The sequence below is a fragment of the Halomicrobium sp. HArcel3 genome, from assembly GCF_058933135.1.
In genome coordinates this window covers 78,120-99,319 of record NZ_JBZYDN010000011.1, presented here as the reverse complement: position 1 = coordinate 99,319, position 21,200 = coordinate 78,120, and the positions used below count along the sequence as shown (strand labels likewise).

At 67.8% G+C, this 21,200-nt stretch carries 17 protein-coding genes; 8 read left to right on the top strand and 9 right to left on the bottom strand.

What is annotated here, in order from left to right; translation table 11 throughout:
* Positions 1–40: 40 nt before the first annotated feature.
* The 4 genes from uvrA to AC5FRV_RS19890 all read left to right on the top strand — a co-directional run bounded on the left by uvrA (position 41) and on the right by AC5FRV_RS19890 (position 6,474).
* Entirely contained in the window at positions 41–3,028 is a 2,988-nt protein-coding gene (gene uvrA, locus AC5FRV_RS19905; protein ID WP_493562822.1) for an excinuclease ABC subunit UvrA, read from the top strand.
* 418 nt (positions 3,029–3,446) lie between these two features.
* A complete protein-coding gene (locus tag AC5FRV_RS19900) occupies positions 3,447–4,220 on the top strand; it encodes a class I SAM-dependent methyltransferase (protein WP_493562821.1) in 774 nt (257 codons plus the stop codon).
* Positions 4,221–4,313: 93 nt separating this feature from the next.
* On the top strand, positions 4,314–5,294 hold the full coding sequence (locus tag AC5FRV_RS19895) for a WD40/YVTN/BNR-like repeat-containing protein (protein WP_493562820.1): 981 nt from the start codon (positions 4,314–4,316) through the stop codon (positions 5,292–5,294).
* A 94-nt stretch (positions 5,295–5,388) separates the two neighbouring features.
* Positions 5,389–6,474: a geranylgeranyl reductase family protein gene (locus tag AC5FRV_RS19890; RefSeq protein ID WP_493562819.1), complete on the top strand. Its 1,086-nt coding sequence runs from the start codon at positions 5,389–5,391 to the stop codon at positions 6,472–6,474.
* 1,028 nt (positions 6,475–7,502) lie between these two features.
* Here AC5FRV_RS19890 and AC5FRV_RS19885 read toward each other — a convergent pair.
* The 3 genes from AC5FRV_RS19885 to AC5FRV_RS19875 all read right to left on the bottom strand — a co-directional run bounded on the left by AC5FRV_RS19885 (position 7,503) and on the right by AC5FRV_RS19875 (position 9,762).
* Positions 7,503–7,814, bottom strand: coding sequence for a DUF7521 family protein (locus tag AC5FRV_RS19885; protein ID WP_493562818.1), 312 nt, complete (start codon positions 7,812–7,814; stop codon positions 7,503–7,505).
* Between the two features lies 1 nt (position 7,815).
* Positions 7,816–8,187, bottom strand: a complete 372-nt coding sequence (locus tag AC5FRV_RS19880; RefSeq protein WP_493562817.1) for a helix-turn-helix domain-containing protein — start codon at positions 8,185–8,187, stop codon at positions 7,816–7,818.
* A 366-nt stretch (positions 8,188–8,553) separates the two neighbouring features.
* Positions 8,554–9,762 (bottom strand): outer membrane lipoprotein-sorting protein, encoded by a 1,209-nt coding sequence (locus AC5FRV_RS19875; protein WP_493562816.1) that lies wholly within the window; start codon positions 9,760–9,762, stop codon positions 8,554–8,556.
* A gap of 356 nt (positions 9,763–10,118) precedes the next feature.
* Here AC5FRV_RS19875 and AC5FRV_RS19870 point away from each other — a divergent pair, with 356 nt between their 5' ends.
* From AC5FRV_RS19870 to AC5FRV_RS19860, 3 genes are all read left to right on the top strand, one after another.
* Complete coding sequence (locus AC5FRV_RS19870; RefSeq protein WP_493562815.1) at positions 10,119–10,907, top strand: AzlC family ABC transporter permease; 789 nt, start codon at positions 10,119–10,121, stop codon at positions 10,905–10,907.
* Positions 10,900–11,217 carry an AzlD family protein gene (locus AC5FRV_RS19865; protein WP_493562814.1) on the top strand — a complete coding sequence of 106 codons (318 nt, stop codon included), beginning with the start codon at positions 10,900–10,902 and terminating at the stop codon, positions 11,215–11,217. Before AC5FRV_RS19870 ends, AC5FRV_RS19865 begins: the two co-directional genes overlap by 8 nt.
* A 180-nt stretch (positions 11,218–11,397) precedes the next feature.
* A complete protein-coding gene (locus tag AC5FRV_RS19860; protein WP_493562813.1) occupies positions 11,398–11,844 on the top strand; it encodes a DUF8100 family protein in 447 nt (148 codons plus the stop codon).
* 59 nt (positions 11,845–11,903) lie between these two features.
* Here AC5FRV_RS19860 and AC5FRV_RS19855 read toward each other — a convergent pair whose 3' ends face one another.
* Both AC5FRV_RS19855 and ygfZ read right to left on the bottom strand, forming a co-directional pair.
* Entirely contained in the window at positions 11,904–12,836 is a 933-nt protein-coding gene (locus tag AC5FRV_RS19855) for a phosphotransferase family protein (RefSeq protein ID WP_493562812.1), read from the bottom strand.
* Between the two features lie 164 nt (positions 12,837–13,000).
* Entirely contained in the window at positions 13,001–14,086 is a 1,086-nt protein-coding gene (gene ygfZ, locus AC5FRV_RS19850) for a CAF17-like 4Fe-4S cluster assembly/insertion protein YgfZ (RefSeq protein ID WP_493562811.1), read from the bottom strand.
* A 130-nt stretch (positions 14,087–14,216) separates the two neighbouring features.
* On the opposite strand from ygfZ, the gene AC5FRV_RS19845 reads away from it, so the two are divergent.
* A complete protein-coding gene (locus tag AC5FRV_RS19845; protein ID WP_493562810.1) occupies positions 14,217–14,414 on the top strand; it encodes a hypothetical protein in 198 nt (65 codons plus the stop codon).
* 73 nt (positions 14,415–14,487) lie between these two features.
* Here the strand turns inward: AC5FRV_RS19845 and AC5FRV_RS19840 are convergent, their stop codons facing one another.
* The 4 genes from AC5FRV_RS19840 to AC5FRV_RS19825 form a co-directional block, all read right to left on the bottom strand.
* A complete protein-coding gene (locus AC5FRV_RS19840) occupies positions 14,488–15,696 on the bottom strand; it encodes a carboxypeptidase-like regulatory domain-containing protein (protein ID WP_493562809.1) in 1,209 nt (402 codons plus the stop codon).
* Between the two features lie 99 nt (positions 15,697–15,795).
* Entirely contained in the window at positions 15,796–16,749 is a 954-nt protein-coding gene (locus AC5FRV_RS19835; protein WP_493562808.1) for a sugar kinase, read from the bottom strand.
* 910 nt (positions 16,750–17,659) lie between these two features.
* The gene (mutL, locus tag AC5FRV_RS19830; protein WP_493562807.1) at positions 17,660–19,843 is read right to left on the bottom strand and encodes a DNA mismatch repair endonuclease MutL; all 2,184 of its coding nucleotides are present in this window, start codon (positions 19,841–19,843) and stop codon (positions 17,660–17,662) included.
* A 90-nt stretch (positions 19,844–19,933) separates the two neighbouring features.
* On the bottom strand, positions 19,934–21,175 hold the full coding sequence (locus AC5FRV_RS19825) for a cation:proton antiporter domain-containing protein (RefSeq protein WP_493562806.1): 1,242 nt from the start codon (positions 21,173–21,175) through the stop codon (positions 19,934–19,936).
* Positions 21,176–21,200: the final 25 nt, after the last annotated feature.

Here is a 21,200-nt window from a genome sequence, read left to right as displayed (position 1 = left end):
CGACAGGGTTTCACTCGCCGAGTGCCGAAGGGAGCCATAGATGACCAAGGAGTACATCGAGGTCCGCGGGGCCGAGGAACACAATCTCAAGGACGTCGATGTCGAGATTCCCCGCGAGGAACTGACGGTCGTCACGGGACTGTCCGGGTCGGGGAAATCGTCGCTCGCCTTCGAGACGATCTACGCCGAGGGCCAGCGACGCTACATCGAATCGCTCTCCGCGTACGCGCGGAACTTCCTCGGCCAGATGGACAAGCCGCAGGTCGAGACCGTCGAGGGGCTCTCGCCCGCCATCTCCATCGACCAGAAGAACGCCGCCAACAACCCCCGCTCGACGGTCGGGACCGTCACCGAACTGCACGACTACCTGCGCCTGCTGTACGCCCGGGTCGGGACGCCCCACTGTCCCGAGTGCGGTCGCGAAGTGGGCACCCAGAGCGCCCAGAACATGGTCCGCCGGATGCTCGAACTGCCCGAAGGGACCCGGGCGAAGATCGCCGCCCCGGTCGTCCGCGACCAGAAGGGCGCCTTCGAGGACCTGTTCGACGACCTCGTCAGTGACGGCTACGCCCGCGTCGAGGTCGACGGCGAGGAGTACGACCTCACGATGGACCGGCCAGAACTCGACGAGAACTACGATCACACCATCGACGTCGTCGTCGACCGCGTCAAGGTCAGCGAGGAGAAGCGCTCCCGCATCACCGACTCCGTCGAGACCGCCCTCGAAGAGGCCGAGGGCGTCATCAAAGTGATCCTCCCCGACGCCCCCGAGGACGTCGAGATCGGCGGCGCGACCGCCCGGCGAACGGGCGACCTGGCTGCGAGCGACGCCGACGATGGCGACGGCGAGGACGCGAACGACGAACCCGAAAACCGCCTCGTCGTCGAGTTCTCCGAGGACCTGGCGTGTACCCACTGCGGCATCGACATCTCCGAGATCGAGACCCGGAGTTTCTCCTTCAACAGCCCCCACGGCGCGTGTCCGGAGTGTGAGGGGATCGGCCAGGCCAAGGAGGTCGACCCTGACCTCGTCGTCCAGGACCCCTCGAAGCCGCTCAAGAACGTCTTCGAGCCCTGGAGCTACAACCGGTCGTACTACCGCACCCGCCTCGACGCCGTCGCCCAGCACTTCGACGTCCTGCTCGCGACGCCGTGGGAGGACATCGACGAGGACGTCCAGCGCCAGTTCCTCTGGGGCACCGACCGGCAGGTCCAGTTCAGCCGCAGCACCAGGAACGGTACCCGGCGCAAGACCAAGCGCTTCGAGGGGGTCATCCCGAACCTCGAACGCCGCTACGTCGAGACCGACTCCGACGGCACCCGCGACCACATCGAGAAGTACATGGCCGTCACTGCGTGTCCGTCCTGCGACGGCACCCGGCTGAAGGACGAATCCCGGGCGGTACTCGTCGACGGAACGTCCATCACCGAGGTCAATCGGATGTCCATCGGCGACGCGCTGGAGCACTTCGAGGGCCTGGAGGCCAACCTCGGCGCCCGGGACACCAAGATCGCCGAAGAGATCCTCAAGGAAATCCGCGCCCGCCTCGGCTTCATGTGCGAGGTCGGCCTGGAGTACCTCACGCTAGACCGTGAGGCGTCGACGCTCTCGGGCGGGGAGAGCCAGCGCATCCGCCTGGCGACCCAGATCGGCTCCGGGCTGGTGGGCGTGCTGTACGTCCTCGACGAGCCCTCCATCGGGCTCCACCAGCGCGACAACGACCGCCTGCTCAACACGCTCGAAGAGCTCCGGGACCTGGGTAACACGCTCATCGTCGTCGAACACGACACCGAGACGATGCGGCGGGCCGACACCGTCGTCGACATGGGCCCCGGCCCGGGCAAGCGCGGCGGCGAGGTCGTCGCCAACGAGCCCGTCGACGAACTGATGAACCACGACGGCTCGATCACCGGCGAGTACCTCTCCGGCGAGCGCGCCATTCCGGTCCCGAGCGAACGCCGCGAGTCGAAGGGGGCGATCACCATCGAGGGCGCCCGCCAGCACAACCTCAAGGACCTCGACGTGGACCTCCCGCTCGGGAACTTCACCGCCATCACCGGCGTCTCCGGGTCGGGCAAGTCCACCCTGATGCACGACGTGCTGTACAAGGGCCTCGCCCGAGAGATGAACGACAACACCAGCGTCGACCCCGGCGAGCACGACGCCCTGGACGGGCTGGACCAGATAGAGACGGTCCGCCTCATCGACCAGTCGCCCATCGGCCGGACGCCGCGGTCGAACCCCGCGACCTACACCGGCGTCTTCGACCACATCCGCGAACTCTTCGCCGAGACCAGCCTCGCCAAGCAGCGCGGCTACGAGAAGGGGCGCTTCTCGTTCAACGTCAAGGGCGGCCGCTGTGAGGCCTGCGGCGGCCAGGGCACCGTCACCATCGAGATGAACTTCCTCTCGGACGTCTCGGTCCCCTGCGAGGAGTGCGACGGCGCGCGCTACAACGACGAGACGCTGGACGTCACCTACAAGGACGCCACCATCGCGGACGTGCTGGACATGGAGGTCTCCGAGGCCTTCGAGTTCTTCGAGGGCCACACCGGCATCCGCCGCCGGCTCAAGCTCCTCAAGGACGTCGGCCTGGGCTACATGACGCTCGGCCAGCCCTCGACCACCCTCTCCGGCGGCGAGGCCCAGCGCGTCAAGCTGGCCGAGGAACTCGGCAAGAAGGACTCCGGCGAGACGCTCTACCTGCTCGACGAGCCCACGACCGGGCTCCACCCCGAGGACGAGCGCAAACTCATCGACGTCCTCCACCGCCTCACCGACAACGGCAACACCGTCGTCGTCATCGAGCACGAACTGGACCTGGTGAAGAACGCCGACCACGTCGTCGACCTCGGCCCCGAGGGCGGCGAGAACGGCGGCCAGGTCGTCGGCGAGGGCACTCCCGAGGAAGTCGCCCAGACCGAAGCGTCCCACACCGGGCGCTACCTGCGAGACCTGCTCCCCGACGTCGAACTGGAGGGGCCGCGAGCAGACCGCGAGATGGCTGCGCCCTCCGCCGACGACTAGATCCGAACGACTGTTTTTCAGCGGTGGCGCGCGCTGTCACGACCCGAGCGAAAGCGAGGTGTCGTGACGAAACTGTGCGAGGGATGAACGAGCGAAGCGAGTGAGTCGGCTGGGGAGGTTTGTGGCTGCGGTCCGCGGTGCGGGGCGGGAATGAAAGGGGCGACCGTCTCGGGGAAGGACGGCGAAGTAAGCACGGACGCGAACGCAGTGAGCGACGCGCGCAGCGAGCCGCCCGAGCCGAGACGGTCGGGGCTTTCGAAGTCCAGTAAGAATGCGATGGGGGGGATGTGCGCACGGACCGAGTTCGCTGGACGTGTTCGTCGTCGAAATAATCGGACTATGGTCACGGTCGACACAAGAGAAACAGTCGATACTCTCGTCAAAAATGCGTAATACCGATCCACTTCGATATTTTCTCGTGAACGAATCAGATGCCCGAATCGCCGACCACTACGACGACCTCGCCGAGCACTGGGCAGAGATAGTCGACGCCCCCGAGCGAACGGAGGCACTCTGGCCGACGATGGAAGAGATGCTCCCCGATCTGGACGGAGCTCGCGTCCTCGACGCGGGGTGTGGCGCGGGCGTCTACGCCGAGATGCTCGACGAACGCGGCGCCGACGTGGTCGGCGTCGACGTCAGTGACGAGATGCTGAGCGAGGCGAGAGCGCGGGTCCCCGACGCGACGTTCGTCGAAGCGGACCTCAGCCAATCGCTCGACGTCCTCGAACCCGCCAGCGTCGACGTCGTGCTCTGCCAGCACGTCTTCTCACACCTGCCGGACCTGACCACGCCGCTCGCCGAGTTCGCACGGATCCTCGTCGACGGCGGGCACCTCGTCGTCTCGACGCACAACCCGGTCCACGACTACGTGGTCGTCCGCGACGGCGAGTATCCGACCTCGGACGCGCAGGCCGACCTCGAAGCGGACCTGCAGACTCCCCCGGGCGCGCCGAACTACACCGAGACCGAACGGTTCGACGTCGCGTGGAACCCCGACGCGGTGGCCAATCGAGCGACCTACTACCGGCGCTCCGTCGCGGACCTCCTGACGCCGCTCCTGGACGCCGGGTTCACGCTCGAAGCCGTCGTGGAACCAGCGCGCGAGGGCGCCGAAACGGCTGTTTCCTCCGAGGGCGACGCCGGAACTGACTATCCGTCCGAATCGATCTGCCTCCGTGCGTCGCTGTAATCGGGGTTGCGGCGAACGTCCCGCGGAGTCACTGACTTGCGAATTGAGTGTGACCGCCCAACACACTTTATCGCAGCCCGCCTACAGGAGCACATGCCCACCATCTACGCGGCCCTCGACGACCGGTTGCTCGTCATCGACGGCGAGGGTGAGGAGTGGCTCGAGCACGAACGGCTCGTCACCAACGACCTGGAGTGCGTCGCGGCGAGCGGCGCGGCGCCGGACCGGGTGTTCGTCGGCACCGTCGGCGAGGGACTCCAGCGCTCGACCGACGGCGGGGATGCGTGGGAGACGAGCCTGCACACCGGCGACCGCGTGACGGCGGTCACCGTCAGCCCCCACGACCCCGACATCGTCTGGGTCGGGACGGAGCCATCCCGCGTCTATCGGTCGACCGACGGCGGCGAGTCGTGGGAGGAGCGCCCCGGCCTGGCCGACTTGCCCTCCGCCGAGCGGTGGTCGTTTCCGCCCCGGCCGGACACCCACCACGTCCGGTGGATCGTCGTCGACCCCGACGACCCGGACCGGCTCTACGTCGCCATCGAGGCCGGCGCGCTCGTCCGGACCGACGACGCCGGCGAGACGTGGATCGACCACCCCCAGGGCGGCCGACGGGACAACCACACCCTCCGGACCCATCCGGACGCGCCGGGGCGAGTGTACACCGCCGCGGGCGACGGCTACGCCGAGTCCACCGACGGCGGCGACACCTGGAGCTACCCGCAGGACGGTCTCGACCACCGCTACGTCTGGGGGCTGGCAGTGGACCCCGCCGACCCCGACGCGGTCGTGGTGTCCGCGGCCAGCGGCGCCTACGCCGCCCACGACCCCGACGGCACGTCGTACGTCTATCAGCGGAGCGAGAGTGGAGCCTGGGAGCAGGCGATGGACGGCCTCCCCGGGCCGGAGGGGATTGCCCGCGCCGTCCTCGACGCGCACGCCACCGGCTTCTACGCGCTGACGAACCAGGGGCTCTACCACAGCGGCGACGGCTGGGGGTGGGAGCTGTGCACGCTCTCGTGGCCGAGCGAGTACCGCCACCAGGTGCCCAGCGGACTCGCCGTCGTCGGCTGAGGCGCCGCTCGCTTCCCGCGCTACCCGACAGTGGCGCTGCCGACTCGCGCCGCGACGGAGAAGGTATTTGGGCCGTCGCCGCGACGTCTCGCACATGCACGATTTCGTCGTCGTCGGCTGCGGCCCCGCCGGTTCCCGGTTCGCCCGCCGGGCCAGCGAGGCCGGTCACGACGTCCTCGCCTTCGAGCAGGGCACCGTCGGCGAGCCACTGGCCTGCTCCGGCCACGTGAGCACCGACATCTGGGAGTACACGCCCGAGGGCGCTCGCGAGGAGTTGCTCCAGAACGAGGTGTACGGCGCGCGCTTCCACCTCGGCGGCGCCGACAGCGAGGCCCACCCCTTCTACAAGGACGACCCGGTCTCCAACGTCATCGACCGCGTCGGTCTGGACGGAGTGCTGGCCGAAGCCGCGCGCGACGCGGGCGTCGACCTCCGCGAGGACCACACCGTCGTCGGCGTCGAGGAGCACCCGGACCGCGTGAGCGTCGAGGTCCGCGGCCCCGACGGCGTCGAGACGCACGAGGCCAGGATGGTCGCGGGCTGTGACGGCCCGAACTCCCGCGTCCGGCGCGAACTCGACCTGCCCGAGCCCGACGAGTTGCTCCACGGCGTGCTCGGCTTCGACCCCGAGCCAGACCACGGCGAGTTCGTCGACGTCCACCTCACAGTGCCGGAGTTCTTCGCCTGGCGCATCCCGCGGGGCGAGGCCGGCGTCGAGTACGGCCTGGCGATGGGCCCGAACGACGACGTCACGGAACGCTTCGACGCCCTGACCGCGGAGTACGGCGCCGACACGGAGAACCGGTGTTCGGGGCTCATCCCCATCGGCCCGCCGGACAGCGTGACCGGCCAGCGCTCCTTCCTGATCGGCGACGCCGCCGCCCAGACCAAGCCCTTCACCGGCGGCGGCATCCTCTACGGCATGACCGCCGCCGACCACGCCGCGCGCACCATCGACCCCGACGACCCCGCGACGCTGGCCGACTACGAGACGGCGTGGCGCGACGACCTCCGCAACGAGATACGCCTTGGCCACGCCGTCCGCGCGGGCTACTCCTTCCCCGAACTCCTCCAGCGCGTCGGGATGAAGGCCTTCGAGGGGGAGATCGGCGTCCACATGGACCGGCCGACGTCCGTCTTCTCGACCGACCAGTTGAAAGCGCTCCTGTCACGTTCCTGATTGGATCCGTCCACGATAGTGACCGCTGGCTGGTCCGACCGCTCGGGAAATGCCACAACTCTTATATCCATTGCCGGTGGGTTTTCACTTGACGCTCCGTCTTGGAGGGCCGGAGCGTCAGCGGGGACCAATTCAGGGCGACGAGACGGCTGGGAACGACCCTATCCCGTCTCACCTTTCGCTTTTGTGCTACCTGCCGAGTTCGGGAGCGCCTGCTCTGCTTCGATTCTTTGGATAGACGTCCGTCTGAACCTCCTGGTCGATGTGGGCTCTGAGTCGAACAGGTGATTCTTGAGAGAGGTGGTGAAACGAACGATGACAGCAAGAACCAGAAAGCCCTCGGCGTGCTCCAGCACCGAAAGACTCGCTTCGCTCGTCTTTCGAGCCCTCGTTCGCTTCGCTCACGAGGATCCCGCGGACCGACTGCGCTCCTCGCTCCGCTCCGGTGCTTGCGGGTCCGGGGTTCCCGGAGCCCGCCTCGCCCTTTCAGTCCACCGTCAGAGCAAGCTCTGACGAGCCCTCGTTCGCTTCGCTCACGAGGACTCCAGGACAGCACCGCTTCCCTGCCCTTCCCCTGGTCGCGCGATGAAACGCGCTCCCGGCCGACCGCCGCGCGGTTGCGTTGAGCCGAGCACGGCGAGGCGATGCTCGTCAGAACTTCGTTCTGACGGCGGAGCGGTCAGGACGCGTGATTCGGCGCGGACGCGCCGAATCCGGGGAGGTCTGGTGGCTTTAATCGCGAGCGCGTTTCATCGCGCGAGCGACGCGGAACCTGGTGGAATGAAAGGGCGAGGCGCGCAGCGGGGTCGCGCGAGTCGAGCGCGCCGAGGGCTTTCTAAGTATTGTTGGTGGTCGTGATTCCGACTCCAGAGAGCGCGCCGGGGGCTTTCGAGGTGTTGGACGTCGTGGTCACAGCGGCTCCGCCAAATCGTTCAATCCTTGCTCTGTACTGTCCACACAGTGCCCGAACTCATCACTCGCTGGAGGTTGCACTGGGGCGTGACCGGGAGCTGTCCACGAACCAAGACTCACCCTCTCCGGTGGAGCGAGTACGCGATGAACAGCACGCCCACGAACTGGAACGTCCGCGTCAGGAGTGTGAGCGACTGCTGGAGTGATTCCGGCAGGACGCCCTGTCGGAGGAGTAGCGAACCGACGAACGCGGTGGAGAAGGCCACCGCCGTCAGGAGGAAGAGGCCGACCGAGAGGTACTGCATCGTCCGGCTGTGGTGGCGGCGGTAGCCGCGGTAGGCCTGGTAGCCGACGTAGCCGCCGACGACCGTCGACCCGAAGGCCAGCGCGAGGACGAACCACTGAACTGCGGTGGCTATTCCGACCATATCAGAGGTTCTCCCACATCTTGGTGAATCTGTCCGCGGTGTCGTCTTCGGTGTCGCCAGGGAACGCGGGCGGGGGCGAGGACTCGACGGTGGCCTCGAAAGAGCCCTCGGCCAGTTGCATGGAAAACTCCGAGAGCGTCGCCGCGTAGACGTTGTAGTCGTTCCCGCCCGTCCTGACGTGGGTCTGTTCCTCGAGGAGTTCGAACTCCGTCAACCGCTGGGCCCGTCGGTAGACCGTCGGCTGGGACATGTCGCACTCCTCGGCTATCTGTTTGGCTGACATCGGTCGCACACTCGTCACTGCGAGGATGGCCCGGGCGTAGTCGTCGCTGAGAAGGTCCAGGAGCTCGCCCAGCGCCACGTCCTCGCTCACGTCGGTACCCAACGACGCCGCGCGAAATAAAAGGTTCTCTCGGCTTCCGGGTCGGAAGCTACCGGTCCGGGCCGGACCCGCAGCCGTGGCCGGGGGCCGTAGCGGTCGACCGACGACAGGAGTGATCACGGGAACCATCTGTGGGCAACACGTTCGGTACCGTCACGGCAGCTGACTCGATTCGGGAGGCGCCAGCGGGGACAGCTGGGCCGCGTGCAGCGGGGATCTGGGGTCGACAGGCGACGGGGACGTGCTGGTGCCGCTGCAGATCAGTCCACGACGGGGTCGATAATATAACGCCCCGCCGAACTTCTGACCCAGAAGTCGACCGTCTGACACCCGGGCGTCGCGCCGCCCGGGACCGGGCTATCGCCCGCCGGCACCGGGACAGCCGACCGACTCGCCGATGTCGACGACGGCGTCCGCCGAGATGCCGGTCCCCCGGACGGTGTAGCGGTAGTCCTCGCAGTTCCACGACAGCGACACCCGCTGGCCCGTGGTGAGCGTGGCTGGCCGACCGTCGATGGTCAGCTCACCCTCGTCGTCCTCGTCAGCGTAGGTGAAACTGTACTTCGCGACGCTGACGACGGAGGTCCGGTTCGCGTACCGGAGCCCGACGCCCTGGACGCGACCGTTCGTCTGCGTGGCGTAGGTCAGTTCGTAGGTCGGCGGGACGTCCGGGTCGGGGACGGCGACGTCCGACGCCTCCCTGAGCGCGCCGACGCTCCGGTACGTCGTCGTCGCGGCGGTGTCCGGGCTGTCGACGGTCGCGTTCTCGGGGATGTCGGGAGTGAAGGCGTCGTCGTCGAGTCCCGGGTCGAACGCGACGTCGGTGTACGTCGTGGTCATGACCGTCCGCTGGCCCTCGTGGGTCCACGCGGTCCGCTGTTTCAGGGGGAAGGCGTGCGTCGTGTCCAGCCACAGCGTCTGCTCGTAGTTCGCGTCGGTCGATTCGTTCACCGGCGTCAGGCGGAGGACGTACACCTCGCGGTCCGCCACGGTGTCGGTCCCGTCGTAGCTGACGGTGAGTGAGCCACCGCCGACCCCCGCCGCGGCGCCGGACTGGGCGGCGGACTCGGGGACGACCGGCAACGGTTCGACGGTCGGCGGTTCGGCCGGCGTCTCCCCGTCGCCAGTGGTCGCGTTCAGCCGGGCGAACAGCCGCGCGATCGTGTCGCCACGGGCCGACGCGCGGTCGTCGTCGAGTTCGATCCTGGTCACGTTGGGCGTCTCGCGCTCGTAGAGCCACAGCACGGAGCCGTTCGACACCCGCGTGCCGAACCTGCTGTCGGGCCCTTCGAGGAGGGAGAGACGTTTCTCCCCGGTGTCGGGGCGCAACTGGACCGCGTACGTCCGGGTGCTCTCGACGGTCCCGTTCCGCTCGATGGTGGTCGTCCGGGTACCCTCGACGCCCTGGATGGCGTCGTACTGGTCGGCGACGTCGTCGTCGAACTGTGGACTGTCCGGCGCGCTCGCGGAGGTGGCGACCCAGGCGCTGCCGGCGACGCCGGCGAGGGCGACCAGCGCCGCGACCAGGAGGACGGCTCGTTCGGTGGGTGGGCGTTCGGTTGCCATGGGTATCTGGAGGGCACAGACGGGCACGTCGCACGGCCCGCCCGCCACGGTCACGATTCACGTGGCACTCGTCTTACGGGAATGGTCACTGCCACGGCAATAAACGCTACTATCGAGCACACGGTCGATCCCTTTCGGGGCGACAGCTCGCTCCCTCCGGGTTCCGCCCTGCTCGACCGTGCTCGGGCCTGCTCGACCGAGCTCCGACCCGTACTACCACTCGTTCCGACTCGTCTCGCGCCGGATCGCCTCGTCGCCTCGCCAACGTGGGGACTGCTACCGAACGTCAATAGCGGCTAAACCCCGCGACCGTCTCGATCCGTCTAGCTGAATGCGCGCAGACCGGAGGTCGCAGGATGGCTGAGTCGCGGCCCGACGACGGTTCCGTGCCGACGGAGCGCACCGCGCGGGCGGAGCGTACCGTGTCGGCCGAGAGCGCCGCGTCGGGCCCGGACACGGACGACCCGCCCTCGTTCTCGCTCGCCGGCGTCCGCGACGGCTTTCGCGCCTGCGTCCCCATCGCGCTCGGCGTCGCGGGCTACGGCGTCGTCTTCGGCGTCCTCGCCCGCCGGGCCGGCCTGAGCACCGCCGAGGCGACGCTGATGAGCGCGACGGTGCTCGCCGGCGCCGCCCAGGTCGTCGCGGTCGGGATCTGGGAGTATCCCATTCCCGTTGTCGCGCTCGTTGTGACGACGTTCGTCGTCAACCTCCGCTACGCGCTGATGGGCGCGTCGCTGCGACCGTGGTTCCGCCACCTCTCGCCGCGCCAGACCTACGGGAGCCTCTTCTTCATGGCCGACGAGAACTGGGCGCTGACGATGGCGGAGTTGCGCTCCGGCGGCACCCAGGGTGCGTTCCTGCTGGGCAGCGGCCTCGCCATCTGGACGTTCTGGGTCGCGGCGACCATCCTCGGCGCGACAGTCGGCGGCGTGGTCGAGGACCCCGCCCGCTGGGGGTTCGACTTCGTGCTCACCGCCGTCTTCCTCGTCCTGGCGGTGACCCTGTGGGAGGGCAAGCGCTCGCTGGCGCCGTGGATAACAGCTGCGGGCGTCGCCCTCCTCGGTGCCCGCTTCCTCCCCGGCGAGTGGTACATCCTGCTGGGCGGCCTGGCCGCCAGCGCCGTGGCGGTGATACGCCGTGATTGATCTGGACCCGCTGACCGTCGCCACCATCTTCGCGATGGCGCTGGCCACCTACGTCACCAAGGCGGGCGGGATGTGGGTGCTCGACCGGATCGAGATCTCCGAGCGGACGGAGGCCGGTCTGGAGGCGCTTCCAAGTGGGATTATCGTGGCGATTCTGGCGCCGCGACTGGTGAACGGCGACCCCGCAACCTGGGTCGCTGCCGGGGTGGTGCTGGTGGTTGCGTACAAGACAGAGAACGTCTTGCTGTCACTGATCGTCGGGTTCGTGACGGTGCTGGTGCTCAGGGGGCAGGCGTTCGCGCTGGTTTGAGCCGTTCCTTTGGTTGGTGTTCCCGCGATTCCTCGTCGCTGTCTTTGAGAGATTCATCTATGAAATTTCGACAGCCGCCATATCGCTCACACCCAGATCACTCCCATCCTTGCTGTTTGTAGTGGGCCAACGCTGAAAGAAATGCCAAGGATTTACTAATCACTGTCTTACACGAACGCAATGGCCCCTTCGACTACACCGAGGCAGTCTGGTGTCGAATCTGTCGATCTCACGGAGACGAGGACGTTCGTTTTGGGCATCGTACAGGTGATACTGACCGCTATTGCGTTTGGATTGATGTTTTACCTCGTCGCCGCGACTCGGATTGCTCCACTCGGCCCGACTCCCGAGTCGGCCACTCTCGCCGCACTACTCGGGTCTATCCCGGCAGGTATCCTCGGTGCAGGCGTTCCGTATCTCGTTCAACGCCGTGAGTACTTTAACAGACTAAACGACTCGACAGGGGCCAGAGTCGTTGGGACTACGATCACGTTCGGCACGTACTTCGTCCTCTTCTTCTACCACCCTGTGACGAGCGTACTGTACGCGATCGTGTATCTACTGAGCCGAGTTGCCATCCTCGTTGGAATCTACGGTGTGTCTCGGATCAAAACGACGCTCGCGTAGTCCCTGCTGATTGGCCTTTTGACCGTCACATTAAGAGTGGGACGTTCGACGACGCGGCCTCAATCCCCACCGTCGATCGCCTCGTCCACGTCGTCGATGATGCGGAACGCGAGATCGCGGAACCTGTCGTTGAAACGCTCCCGTTCCTCACTGGTTCGCTGGTCTTGCACGAAACCCTGTCTGATATCGAAGGCGAAGATCAGGGCCTTGTACGCCCGTCGCCGGAGTTCGGACCCGGCGGGGAGTTCACGAACCGACTCGTATCCGGCACGAAACGCGTCGCGGTGGCGCTCGTTCTTACGGGCCGGATTATCGAAGACGTGCAGTTCGGTTCGGGCGAAATCGTACTCCCCTGGGCCCGCTATCGCGTGTTCCCAGTCGACGACGCGGCAGACTTCGCCCTGGTCGAAAGTGACGTGGCTCGGAACGAAGTCCCCGTGAATCAGTACGGCGTCGCCTGCGGCATCGAAGAACTCCCGATGGCAGTCGACGAACGAGAGCGCGCGCTCGCTAACGTCTTCGTATCCGGTCCCAGCCAGGTCGTCGTGAACGCCGGAGAGTATCTCGCCGAGCGTCTCACTCCAGGTATCCTGTGCTCGAACTGTGAGCGTGGAGGATTCCCCGAGCAGACCGGTACTCTCGAACGAGGTTTGGGTGTGGAGGGTCGCAAGAGAGGCTCCCAGGGCCCGAGCTTCGGATTCCGTCACTGAAACCTGATCGTCCGGCGCGTCGTCACACCACTCCGTCAGGAAGTAGCCGTCGCCCACGGTGAGGATGTGGGGAACGGGGACGTCGGTTTCGCGCTCGACGTGTTCGATAACGCGGCCTTCGACCGAGGGTGCCGCCCGTGAGTCCCGAGCTAGCTTGCAGGCTGCTCGAACACCGTCCACAGTCACCTCGTACACGCGGTGTGGGGGGACGTCGTGGAGGACCCGATGGACGCTGTAGCTACTCGCATACGACTCTAGCACGTCGTGTATGTCACGTGTCATGGATTTCGTGCCGCGTGACGGACGGCGACCGGCCGGACAGCGCTACGGCTCCGGCCAGCAGAATACGCGTGTCGCTACGAAGAATACGTATTTGAAGGTTGCCGTGCTTCGTCAGCCGTTCGTACACCAGGCTGCAGGAGGAAGGCCCGATCCGGCGAAACATCTCACTCGTACCGCGGAAGCCGCGCCGACTCGTCCGACCCCTCGACGAACGGAAGCTCCGTCCGTTCGGCCTCGACTTCCTCGCCGTCCACCCGCACCGTCAACGCCTCCTCTGGCAGGTCGTAGTCCACGGCAGCGAAAGCGATCGGCGCCTCACACGTCGGACTTTCGACGGCCCGCGTCACCTCACCGACGGACGCGTCGCCGGCAAACACCGCCGCCCCGGGGTCGGGCACGGCGTCGCAGGTCAGACCGACCAGCCGCGTCGAGGGCTGGCCGCGGTTCTCGACGCGGGAGACGACCTCCTGGCCGACGAAACAGCCCTTCTCGAAGTCGACGGCGTTGCGCAGGCCGAGGACGTTCGGGATTCTGCCCTGCAGCTCCGTCTCGAACAGCGGCGTCCCGGCTTCGAGGGTGAGCGTCTCCCAGGTGCGGTAGCCGAAGGGGGCGGCGTTGACGCCGCGGTTCTCCAGCGTGTCGAAGACGTCGCTGGCGACGTCGGCGGCACAGACCACCTCGTACCCCTCCTCGCCGGCGAGGCCGTCGCCCCGGATCACGGTGACGCCGGCGTCGACCATCGTCCCGCGGACGAACGAGAGGTGTGCTTCGGGCGTCCCCGCGCCGTTGAGGACGCTGGCGACCTTCTCCGTCGCCTCCGGGCCGTGAACGCCGAAGACGGCGAACTCGTCCGTCGCGAGGGAGATGTCGACTTCCTGGATGAAGGTCTTCTCCCGCCAGTCCTCGACCAGCGGTTCGGCGCGGTCGGGCGCGGTGAATATCAGGAGGCGCTCGCCGGCGTTGTAGACGTACATCTCCGTCTCGATGGCACCCTGTGGGTCGAGGAGGAGCGCGTAACAGCCCTCGCCGTCCGCCGTCGGTACCCGGTTCGAGACGGTGTTGTCGACGAAGTCGACGCGGTCCTCGCCGGTTATCGTGACGACGCCGTAGCCCATCTCGATCACCCCGACGACGTTGCGCAGCGCGCGGACGACGCGCTCGGGCCGGCCGTAGTGGTCGACGACGCGTCGCCCACCCACCTCGCGGTACGTCGCGCCGTGGACGTCGTGGACGTCCTCGATGACGGTCATTGGTCCCCGATGGGCGCTTCGGAAGGATAAGTCCCCACACTCTGGAACGGTCGGCGAGACCAGCGCGCCGGTCGGGTGAGCGTCCGCCGAGACCGGAAACGTATTGTCTGCCATCGCTGACACGTCGCACATGACGGCCGACGCCGACAGTCAGCTCGATCGTGTCCTCCGGGAGAAGCGGGCCGCCGACTGGGTCTCACCGATCACGGGCGTGAAGCTCATCCTCTTCGGCATCCAGCTCACCCTCATCGGCGGATTCGTGGACGGATTGGCGGTCTTCGGCCTCGCCGGCTTCCTGATCAGCCTGGTCGGGCTGGTCGTCCGCTAGCCCGATAACCGAGCGGGACGCTGTGGGAACGTGACCCGAAGAAAACCGGGTTAACCGCCGAAACCCCCGTTTCTCAGTCCCGACGCGCCAGCAGTCCGGCTGCCAGGAGCGCCACGATTGCACCGGCGACGGTGAAGCCGGGGCCGCTGAAGTCGGACGTCTCGGTGCCAGTCGCGTTCTCGGTCGCCGAGGCGGTGTCGGTCGACTCGCCGCCGACCTGGACGCCCGTGACGTTGGCGGTGGCTTCGAGGTCGCCGCTGGTGGCGGTGAGATCGTGCGTGCCGGCGTTCTCCACGGTGACCGACGTGGTACCGTCGTCGTTCGTCGTGCCGGCGGACTCGCCCTCGATGCTGACGTCGGCGCCGGAGACGGGGTCGCCGTACTCGTCGGTGACAGTCACGCGGGTGGACTCGCCGGGGACGACGCGTTCGTTGGCGACGGCGAGGCTGATGGCGTCGGTGCGCTGGATGGTGAGGTTCGCCGATTCGGCCTCCTCGCGGACCCCGACCGACGTCTCGTTGGTCTCGTAGCCATCCTTGGTGACGGTGACGTCGTAGTTGGCGTTGACCGGCACCTGGATGGTCGTCTCGCCGTTGGAGAGCGTCGACACCGTGCCGACGCCCTGGACGCGCACGCTCGCGTTCGCGACGGCCTGCGGCGGCGAGTAGTGGTCGTCGCTGACGGTGACCTGGAGGAGTCGCGAATCCTGCTCGATCTCGACCTCGTGGCTGACGTCGCCGTCGACCGTCAGGTCGGTCGCACTGCGGAGGTAGCCTTCCTTCCAGACGCGGACCTCGTAGTCGCCCTGTTCGATGTCGCGCGTGGTGAACGAGCCGTCGCTTCCGGTGCGCGCGTCGGCGATGCGGTCGTCGCCGTCGTAGAGCTGGACCTTCGCGTTCGCGACCGAGCCCTGCGCGTCGACGACGTCGACGGTCGCCGAGCCGGCCTCGGCAACCTCGACGTCGACCTCTCCGGTCTCGGCGTCCTCGATGACGAGCGGCGCGTTGCGGACGTAGTCCTCGTCGTGGACCGAGATGGTCACGTTGGCGCCCTCGGGGACGTCGACGAGTGCCTGGCCGTTCGAGCGCGTCGTCTCGTTGACCGGGCCGCCGTCGTCCCAGGTCGCCGAGATGTCGACGTCGCTGACGGTGTCGCCGTCCTGGTCGACGACCGTCACTGTGAGCGTTACGTTGGTCTGGCCCGCGACGACTGCCGGTGCCCCCACCGAAAGACAGAGTGCGGCCACGAGAAAGACCGTCGCGTGGACGCGAGTCGGTATCATAACTACCCGGTACGTGTCCTGGGATAAATGGTTTCCGTCCGATCAGAGTTTCGGTCGGCCCGTTCCCACCGCCCACCAGTCGTTCAGCGTCCCGGTCGTTCAGTGCCCGCGTCCGTCGTCAGCGGCCGCCGCCGCCAGCCGTTCCACTTCACCGGCCGACATCGTCGTCATGGAACCCGGGATGGTCCGCGTGATAGCCGCGGCGGCGAGGCCGTGGCGCAGCGCGTCCTCCGTCGACGCGTCGGCGAGGTGCCTGTGGAGGAACCCGCCGACGAACGCGTCGTGCTGGCCGGCCGCGTCGACCAGTTCCGTCTCGATGGCGTCGACCTCGTGGAGGATGTTGTCGTCGACCGCGATAGCGCCCCGCTCGCTCCGGGTGATGACCACCTCGTCGAAGCCGCCCTCCGACGCGATAGAGTGGATGATCTCCCGCGGGTTGCCAGAGCGCTCGAAGATGGTCTTGGCGTCCTCCTCGTTGGCTATCAGGATGTCGACGGCGTCGAGCATCCCCTCGAACGTCCGCCGGGCCACGTCCGCGGACCAGAGTCCGGGGTCGAAGTCCAGGTCGAGGACGCGCGTGCCGCCGGCCGCCCGGAGGATCGCCTCGACGGTGTCCGCCGTGTTCGGCGACAGCGCCATCGTCGACCCACTGAGAAACACCGCGTCGGCGCTCGTTATCTTCGTCATCGGGAGTTCCCCCGGCGTGACCGTCGCCGCGGCGGTGTCGCCACGGTCCTGGATGGAGACGTCTTCGCGCGGACTGCGCGCCGTCTCGTGGAAGGACAGCCCCTGGCGACCGGCGTCCGCCTCGGCCCACACGACGTCGGTGTCGAGCCCGTGTTCGTGCAACTCCGACAGGACCCGCTTGCCCAGCGGCGTGTCCGGCAGCTTCGAGATCCAGACCGACGGCGTTCCCAGCCGACTCGCCGCGACGGCGACGTTGCTCTCTGTCCCATCCGCCCGCAGGCGGACGTCCGTGGCGGTTTCCAGGCGCTCGCGCCCCGGCGGCGTGATGCGGAGGGCTGTCTCACCGAAGGTGACGAGACGTGTCATACCCCTCCATGAACAGCCCCCCGCTTAGTTCACACGACTGTGTCGACGGGTGATTTCGGGGGTGAGTGAGGCTGTGGTTGGTGGCTCACGTGGTGTCGGGTGGCACTTCAGGAACGAAGGAACGCCCCTCGGCCCGCTCTCTGGAGTCGACAACAGATCCAGCACCAACTCGAAAGCCCTCGGCGCGCGCTCTGTAGTTGGAATCAGGACCGCCAACAACACGTCGAAAGCCCTCGGCGCGCTCCGGTCCCGGGGCGTGCTGCGCGCGCTCGTTCCTCGCGTGCTTGCTACGCCCGAGTTCCCGGACCCCGCCTCGCCCTTTCAGTCTGCTCTGTAGGAGCGCTAGTTCGCCAGTCTCGTGAGTCGATTATCGATGGGCGCGAACAACAGTATTCAACGATGATACACCGATCATCCGTAACGATGCCGGCGAGAAGTGAGGGTTCCTGGCGGCAAACTGCTGAGTTGTTCTCAGCGGACGATCTCGTTCAATAGAGGCCTACTTAAGTGATCCTACAGAGCATTTCAGTCCTCCAGATGACTGCACCGCAGCCCTGCCCTCCCCCTGGTCGCGCGATGAAACGCGCTCCCGGCCGACCCCTGCGCGGTCGCGGAGCGGTCAGGACGCGTGTCGCGCCGCCAGGCGCGACCGGGGAGGTTTGGTGGTCTCAATCGCGAGCGCCTCCGTGGCGCGAGTGATGCAGTCCCTGGAGGACTGAAAGGGCGAGGCGGGGTGCGCGAAGCACGGACCCACAAGCACCGAGCGAACGGAGTGAGCGAGGAGCGCAGTGTGGTCCGCGCGAGTGCAGCACGCCGAGGGCTTTCTTCTACTGATTGTAGTGTTTGCAGCAGTCCCTGCGGAGCGCATCGTGGCCTTCGAAGCGAACCCAGAACGACCGATTCTAAAAACTCACTCCCGTCGACCGGCGTGGCCGGGATAGTCACGCTCGAATCGGTCCTCCAGCTCCCCACGGTCGAGCTCGATGACAACCGGCCTACCGTGCGGACAGGCGTAGGGATTCTCACAGTCGTCCAGCGCGGCCAGCAACTCGCGGATCGACCCCTCCGTCAGCGAGGTGTTGCCGGTGATCGATGGGTAACAGGCCAAATCACCCAACAATTCGTCGGCGGCGGCCTCGACCGTCCCGGCGGCCGCGCCCTCGCCCGAGACGAACGCGGAGAGGGCGTCCCGGACGAGTTCCGGGCCGGCGCCGTCGGCGACGACGCCGGGCACCGTCGTCACCTCGACGGTGCGGTCGTCGACCCGGTTGGCGTGGAAGCCCAGTCGCGAGAGGGCCTCGCCGCGGTCGGCGAACAGTTCGGCCTCCCTGGCCGTCAGCTCCAGTTCGACGGGTTCGGCCAGCGCCTGGGTCGTCGTCTCGCCGCGGAACGCCGCCTGCAGGCGCTCGTAGTTGATCCGCTCGTCGGCGGCGTGCTGGTCGACCAGGACGAGGCCGTCGTCGGTCTCGGCGACGACGTAGGTCTCGTGGAGCTGGCCCAGGATGCGCATCGACGGGAGCGTGTCGAAGGACTCCGTGGGTTCCTCGCCGCCGAGGCGGCGCTGCTGGCGCCCGCCGCTGAACTTGCGGGACGGGTCACTGGGTCGGACGGGGTCGCTCGACCGGCCGGCGTCGCTCGACTGGTCGGTGTCGGCGGATTGGTCGGTGTCACTGGACGTGGTCCCGGATCCGGCGTTCGACGGGGTCGACGGCTCCGGGCCGGTTGCCGGAGACGGACCGGACGCGTCGATCCCGCCATCGACATCCGTTTTCGACGGCTGTGAGGCGTCGTCGCCGGCGGGTCGGGACGCACGCTCTCGTTCGGACACGCCCGCGTTCTGGCCCTCCTTGACGTCGGCGGAGTCGATGGAGAGTCGGCGTGACGGCGTCTCCGAGGAGCCCCGGCTATCGTCTGCGTCGCGGTCCCCGTCCGCGTCCGCCTCGCTCCCGTCCTCACTCCGCCCGGGCGCTATCTCGGCCTGGTCCGGCGCAGACCGCCCGCGTGGTGCCCCGCTGCGGATCAGTCCCTCGCGCAGCAGCGCGCCCTCGACGGCGCTCTCGACCTGGGTCCGCATTCCCTCCTCGTCGGCGAATCGGATCTCCATCTTGCGTGGGTGGACGTTGACGTCTATCGTGCCGGCGTCGACGTCGAGGAAGAGCACGGCGAAGGGGTACCGGTCGGGGGCAAGCTGGGTGCCGTAGGCGTCGACGACGGCCTCGCGGACCGCGTTCGCCCGGACGTAGCGGCCGTTGACGTACGTCGAGAGGTACTCGCGGCCGGCGCGGTTCGTCTCGGGGTGGCTGACCAGCCCCGACACGCCGTCGAGGGGGCCCTCGGGGAGGTCCGAATCGTCGCTCTCCACGGCGATCATGGACCGGGCCACCTCCCGTCCATAGACGGACATCACGGTCTCCTGCAGGTCGCCCTGGCCCGTCGTCGCGAACGTCTCGCGGCCGTCGTGGTCCAGCGAGACGGCGACGTCCGGGTTGGCCAGCGCGTAACTCGTCACGACGGTGTTGACGTGGGCGAACTCCGTGCTGGCCTGCTTGAGGTACTTCCGCCGGGCGGGGACGTTGTAGAACAGGTCCGCGACTTCGATAGTCGTCCCCTCCGGACAGCCCGCGGGGCTGACGCTCGTCACCTCGCCGCCCTCCAGGACGAGTTCCGTGCCGGTGTCACCGCCGCGGGGGCGCGTGGTGATAGTCACCCGCGAGACGGCGCCGATGGCGTGGAGCGCCTCGCCGCGGAATCCCAGCGTGGCGACGCCGGCCTCCAGGTCCCCGATGTCGCTGATCTTCGAGGTGGTGTGTTTCTCGACGGCGGTCTCGACGGCCTCGCGAGTCATCCCGACGCCGTCGTCGGTGATGCGGATCCCCTCGGTGCCGCCCGCCTCCACAGCGACCGAGACGCGCGATGCGTCGGCGTCGAGGCTGTTCTCGACGAGTTCCTTGACGACCGAGGCCGGGCGCTCGACGACCTCGCCGGCGGCGATGCGCTCGACCGTCTGGGCGTCGAGTTGCCGGATTGAACCCTCGCCCGGTCCGTGGTCGTCACCCGACTCGCGGTCGTCGTCGGCGTCGACGTCCCCGGTCATCGGTCCGTCCCTGACTTCATTGGAAGGGCGTATTCGGCCGAGCGACTTTAGCGTGCGGTCTCTCGTCCCATCGCGCTCGCGAGCCGGCACCTACGTCGACCCGTTCACGTCCTCCTGGCGGCCGTACCAGTAGGTCAGCGGCGTCGCCGTTATCCCGTGGGCCAGTAGCGACCCCGCGACGACGAGGCTCCCGGCGGTCCAGGCCAGATCGATCCCCGTCTCGCGCACGGCCAGGGTCGCGTAGAAGATGGCAGCCACGCCGATGGGACCGAACCAGCCGACGAACAGCGCGGCCTCAGGTCGGTCGAAGGGGCCGATCGCGGACCGCAGCGCCCAGAAGGCGGGCAGCCGCCGGACCAGCAGGACGCCGACGACGAGGGCGACGCCCGCCCACCCGAGCCCGGTCCAGCCGGCCCACGGGATCGCCATCCCGAAGAAGACGAAGACAGGGAACGTGAACAGGCGGTCGAACACCTCCTCGATCCGCTGGGCCTCGACCTCGTCGCTGGGGTCGGCCTGCCAGTTGTACGCCGCACCGGCGACGAAGACCGCGAGGATTCCGTCGCTGCCCAGTAGCGTGGCGAACCCGAGGACGGCGAAGGTCAATGCGACGGCGACGGTGAACACCGACGTCTCCTCGGCGAACTGCCGCGAATGCGCGAGCCGTTCGGCCCGCCCGGCCATCGCACCGACGGCGAAGCCGATGGTCACTGCGCCGCCCACCTCCCACAGCAAGGTCCGCGACACCCACTCGACGAGGGCCGCGTCGGGCGAGTGTTGCAGGACGAATATCGGGAGGAAGACGAACGGATACGCCGCGCCGTCGTTGATCCCCGCCTCGGCCGAGAGGAGGTGGCGGAGTCGCGTCGGGATGTTCTCGTGGGCCGTCCGGCCGACGACGATGGCGTTGGCCAGGACTGGGTCGGTGGGCGTGACGACGGCACCGACCAGCAGCGCCAGCCAGACCGACTCCGGGAGCGCGAACCAGGCGACCGCGGCGCTTGCGAGCCACATGAACGCCATCACCGGCCCCAGGACGACCGCGAGCGTCCGCGCGTGTCGCCGGTAGTAGTCCGGGGACAGGCGCAGCGCGATGCTGGTGACGGCGATGGCGACCGTCAGCCGGGCGACCTGTTCCAGGACGACCAGCGGGTCGCCCAGCGGCGTCAGCGCGAGCAGTCCGAGCCCGGTCGGACCGATCAAGACGCCGAAGCCGACCGCCACCATCTGTTCTGACGGGACGAACCCCCGACTCCGGATCAGCCCCGTCCCGAGACTCAGAACCAGTACCAGCCCGCCGATGAGCGCCAGCCCGACGTCCAACCGGCTCATTCCGTGCGTGAATCTACGAGGACTG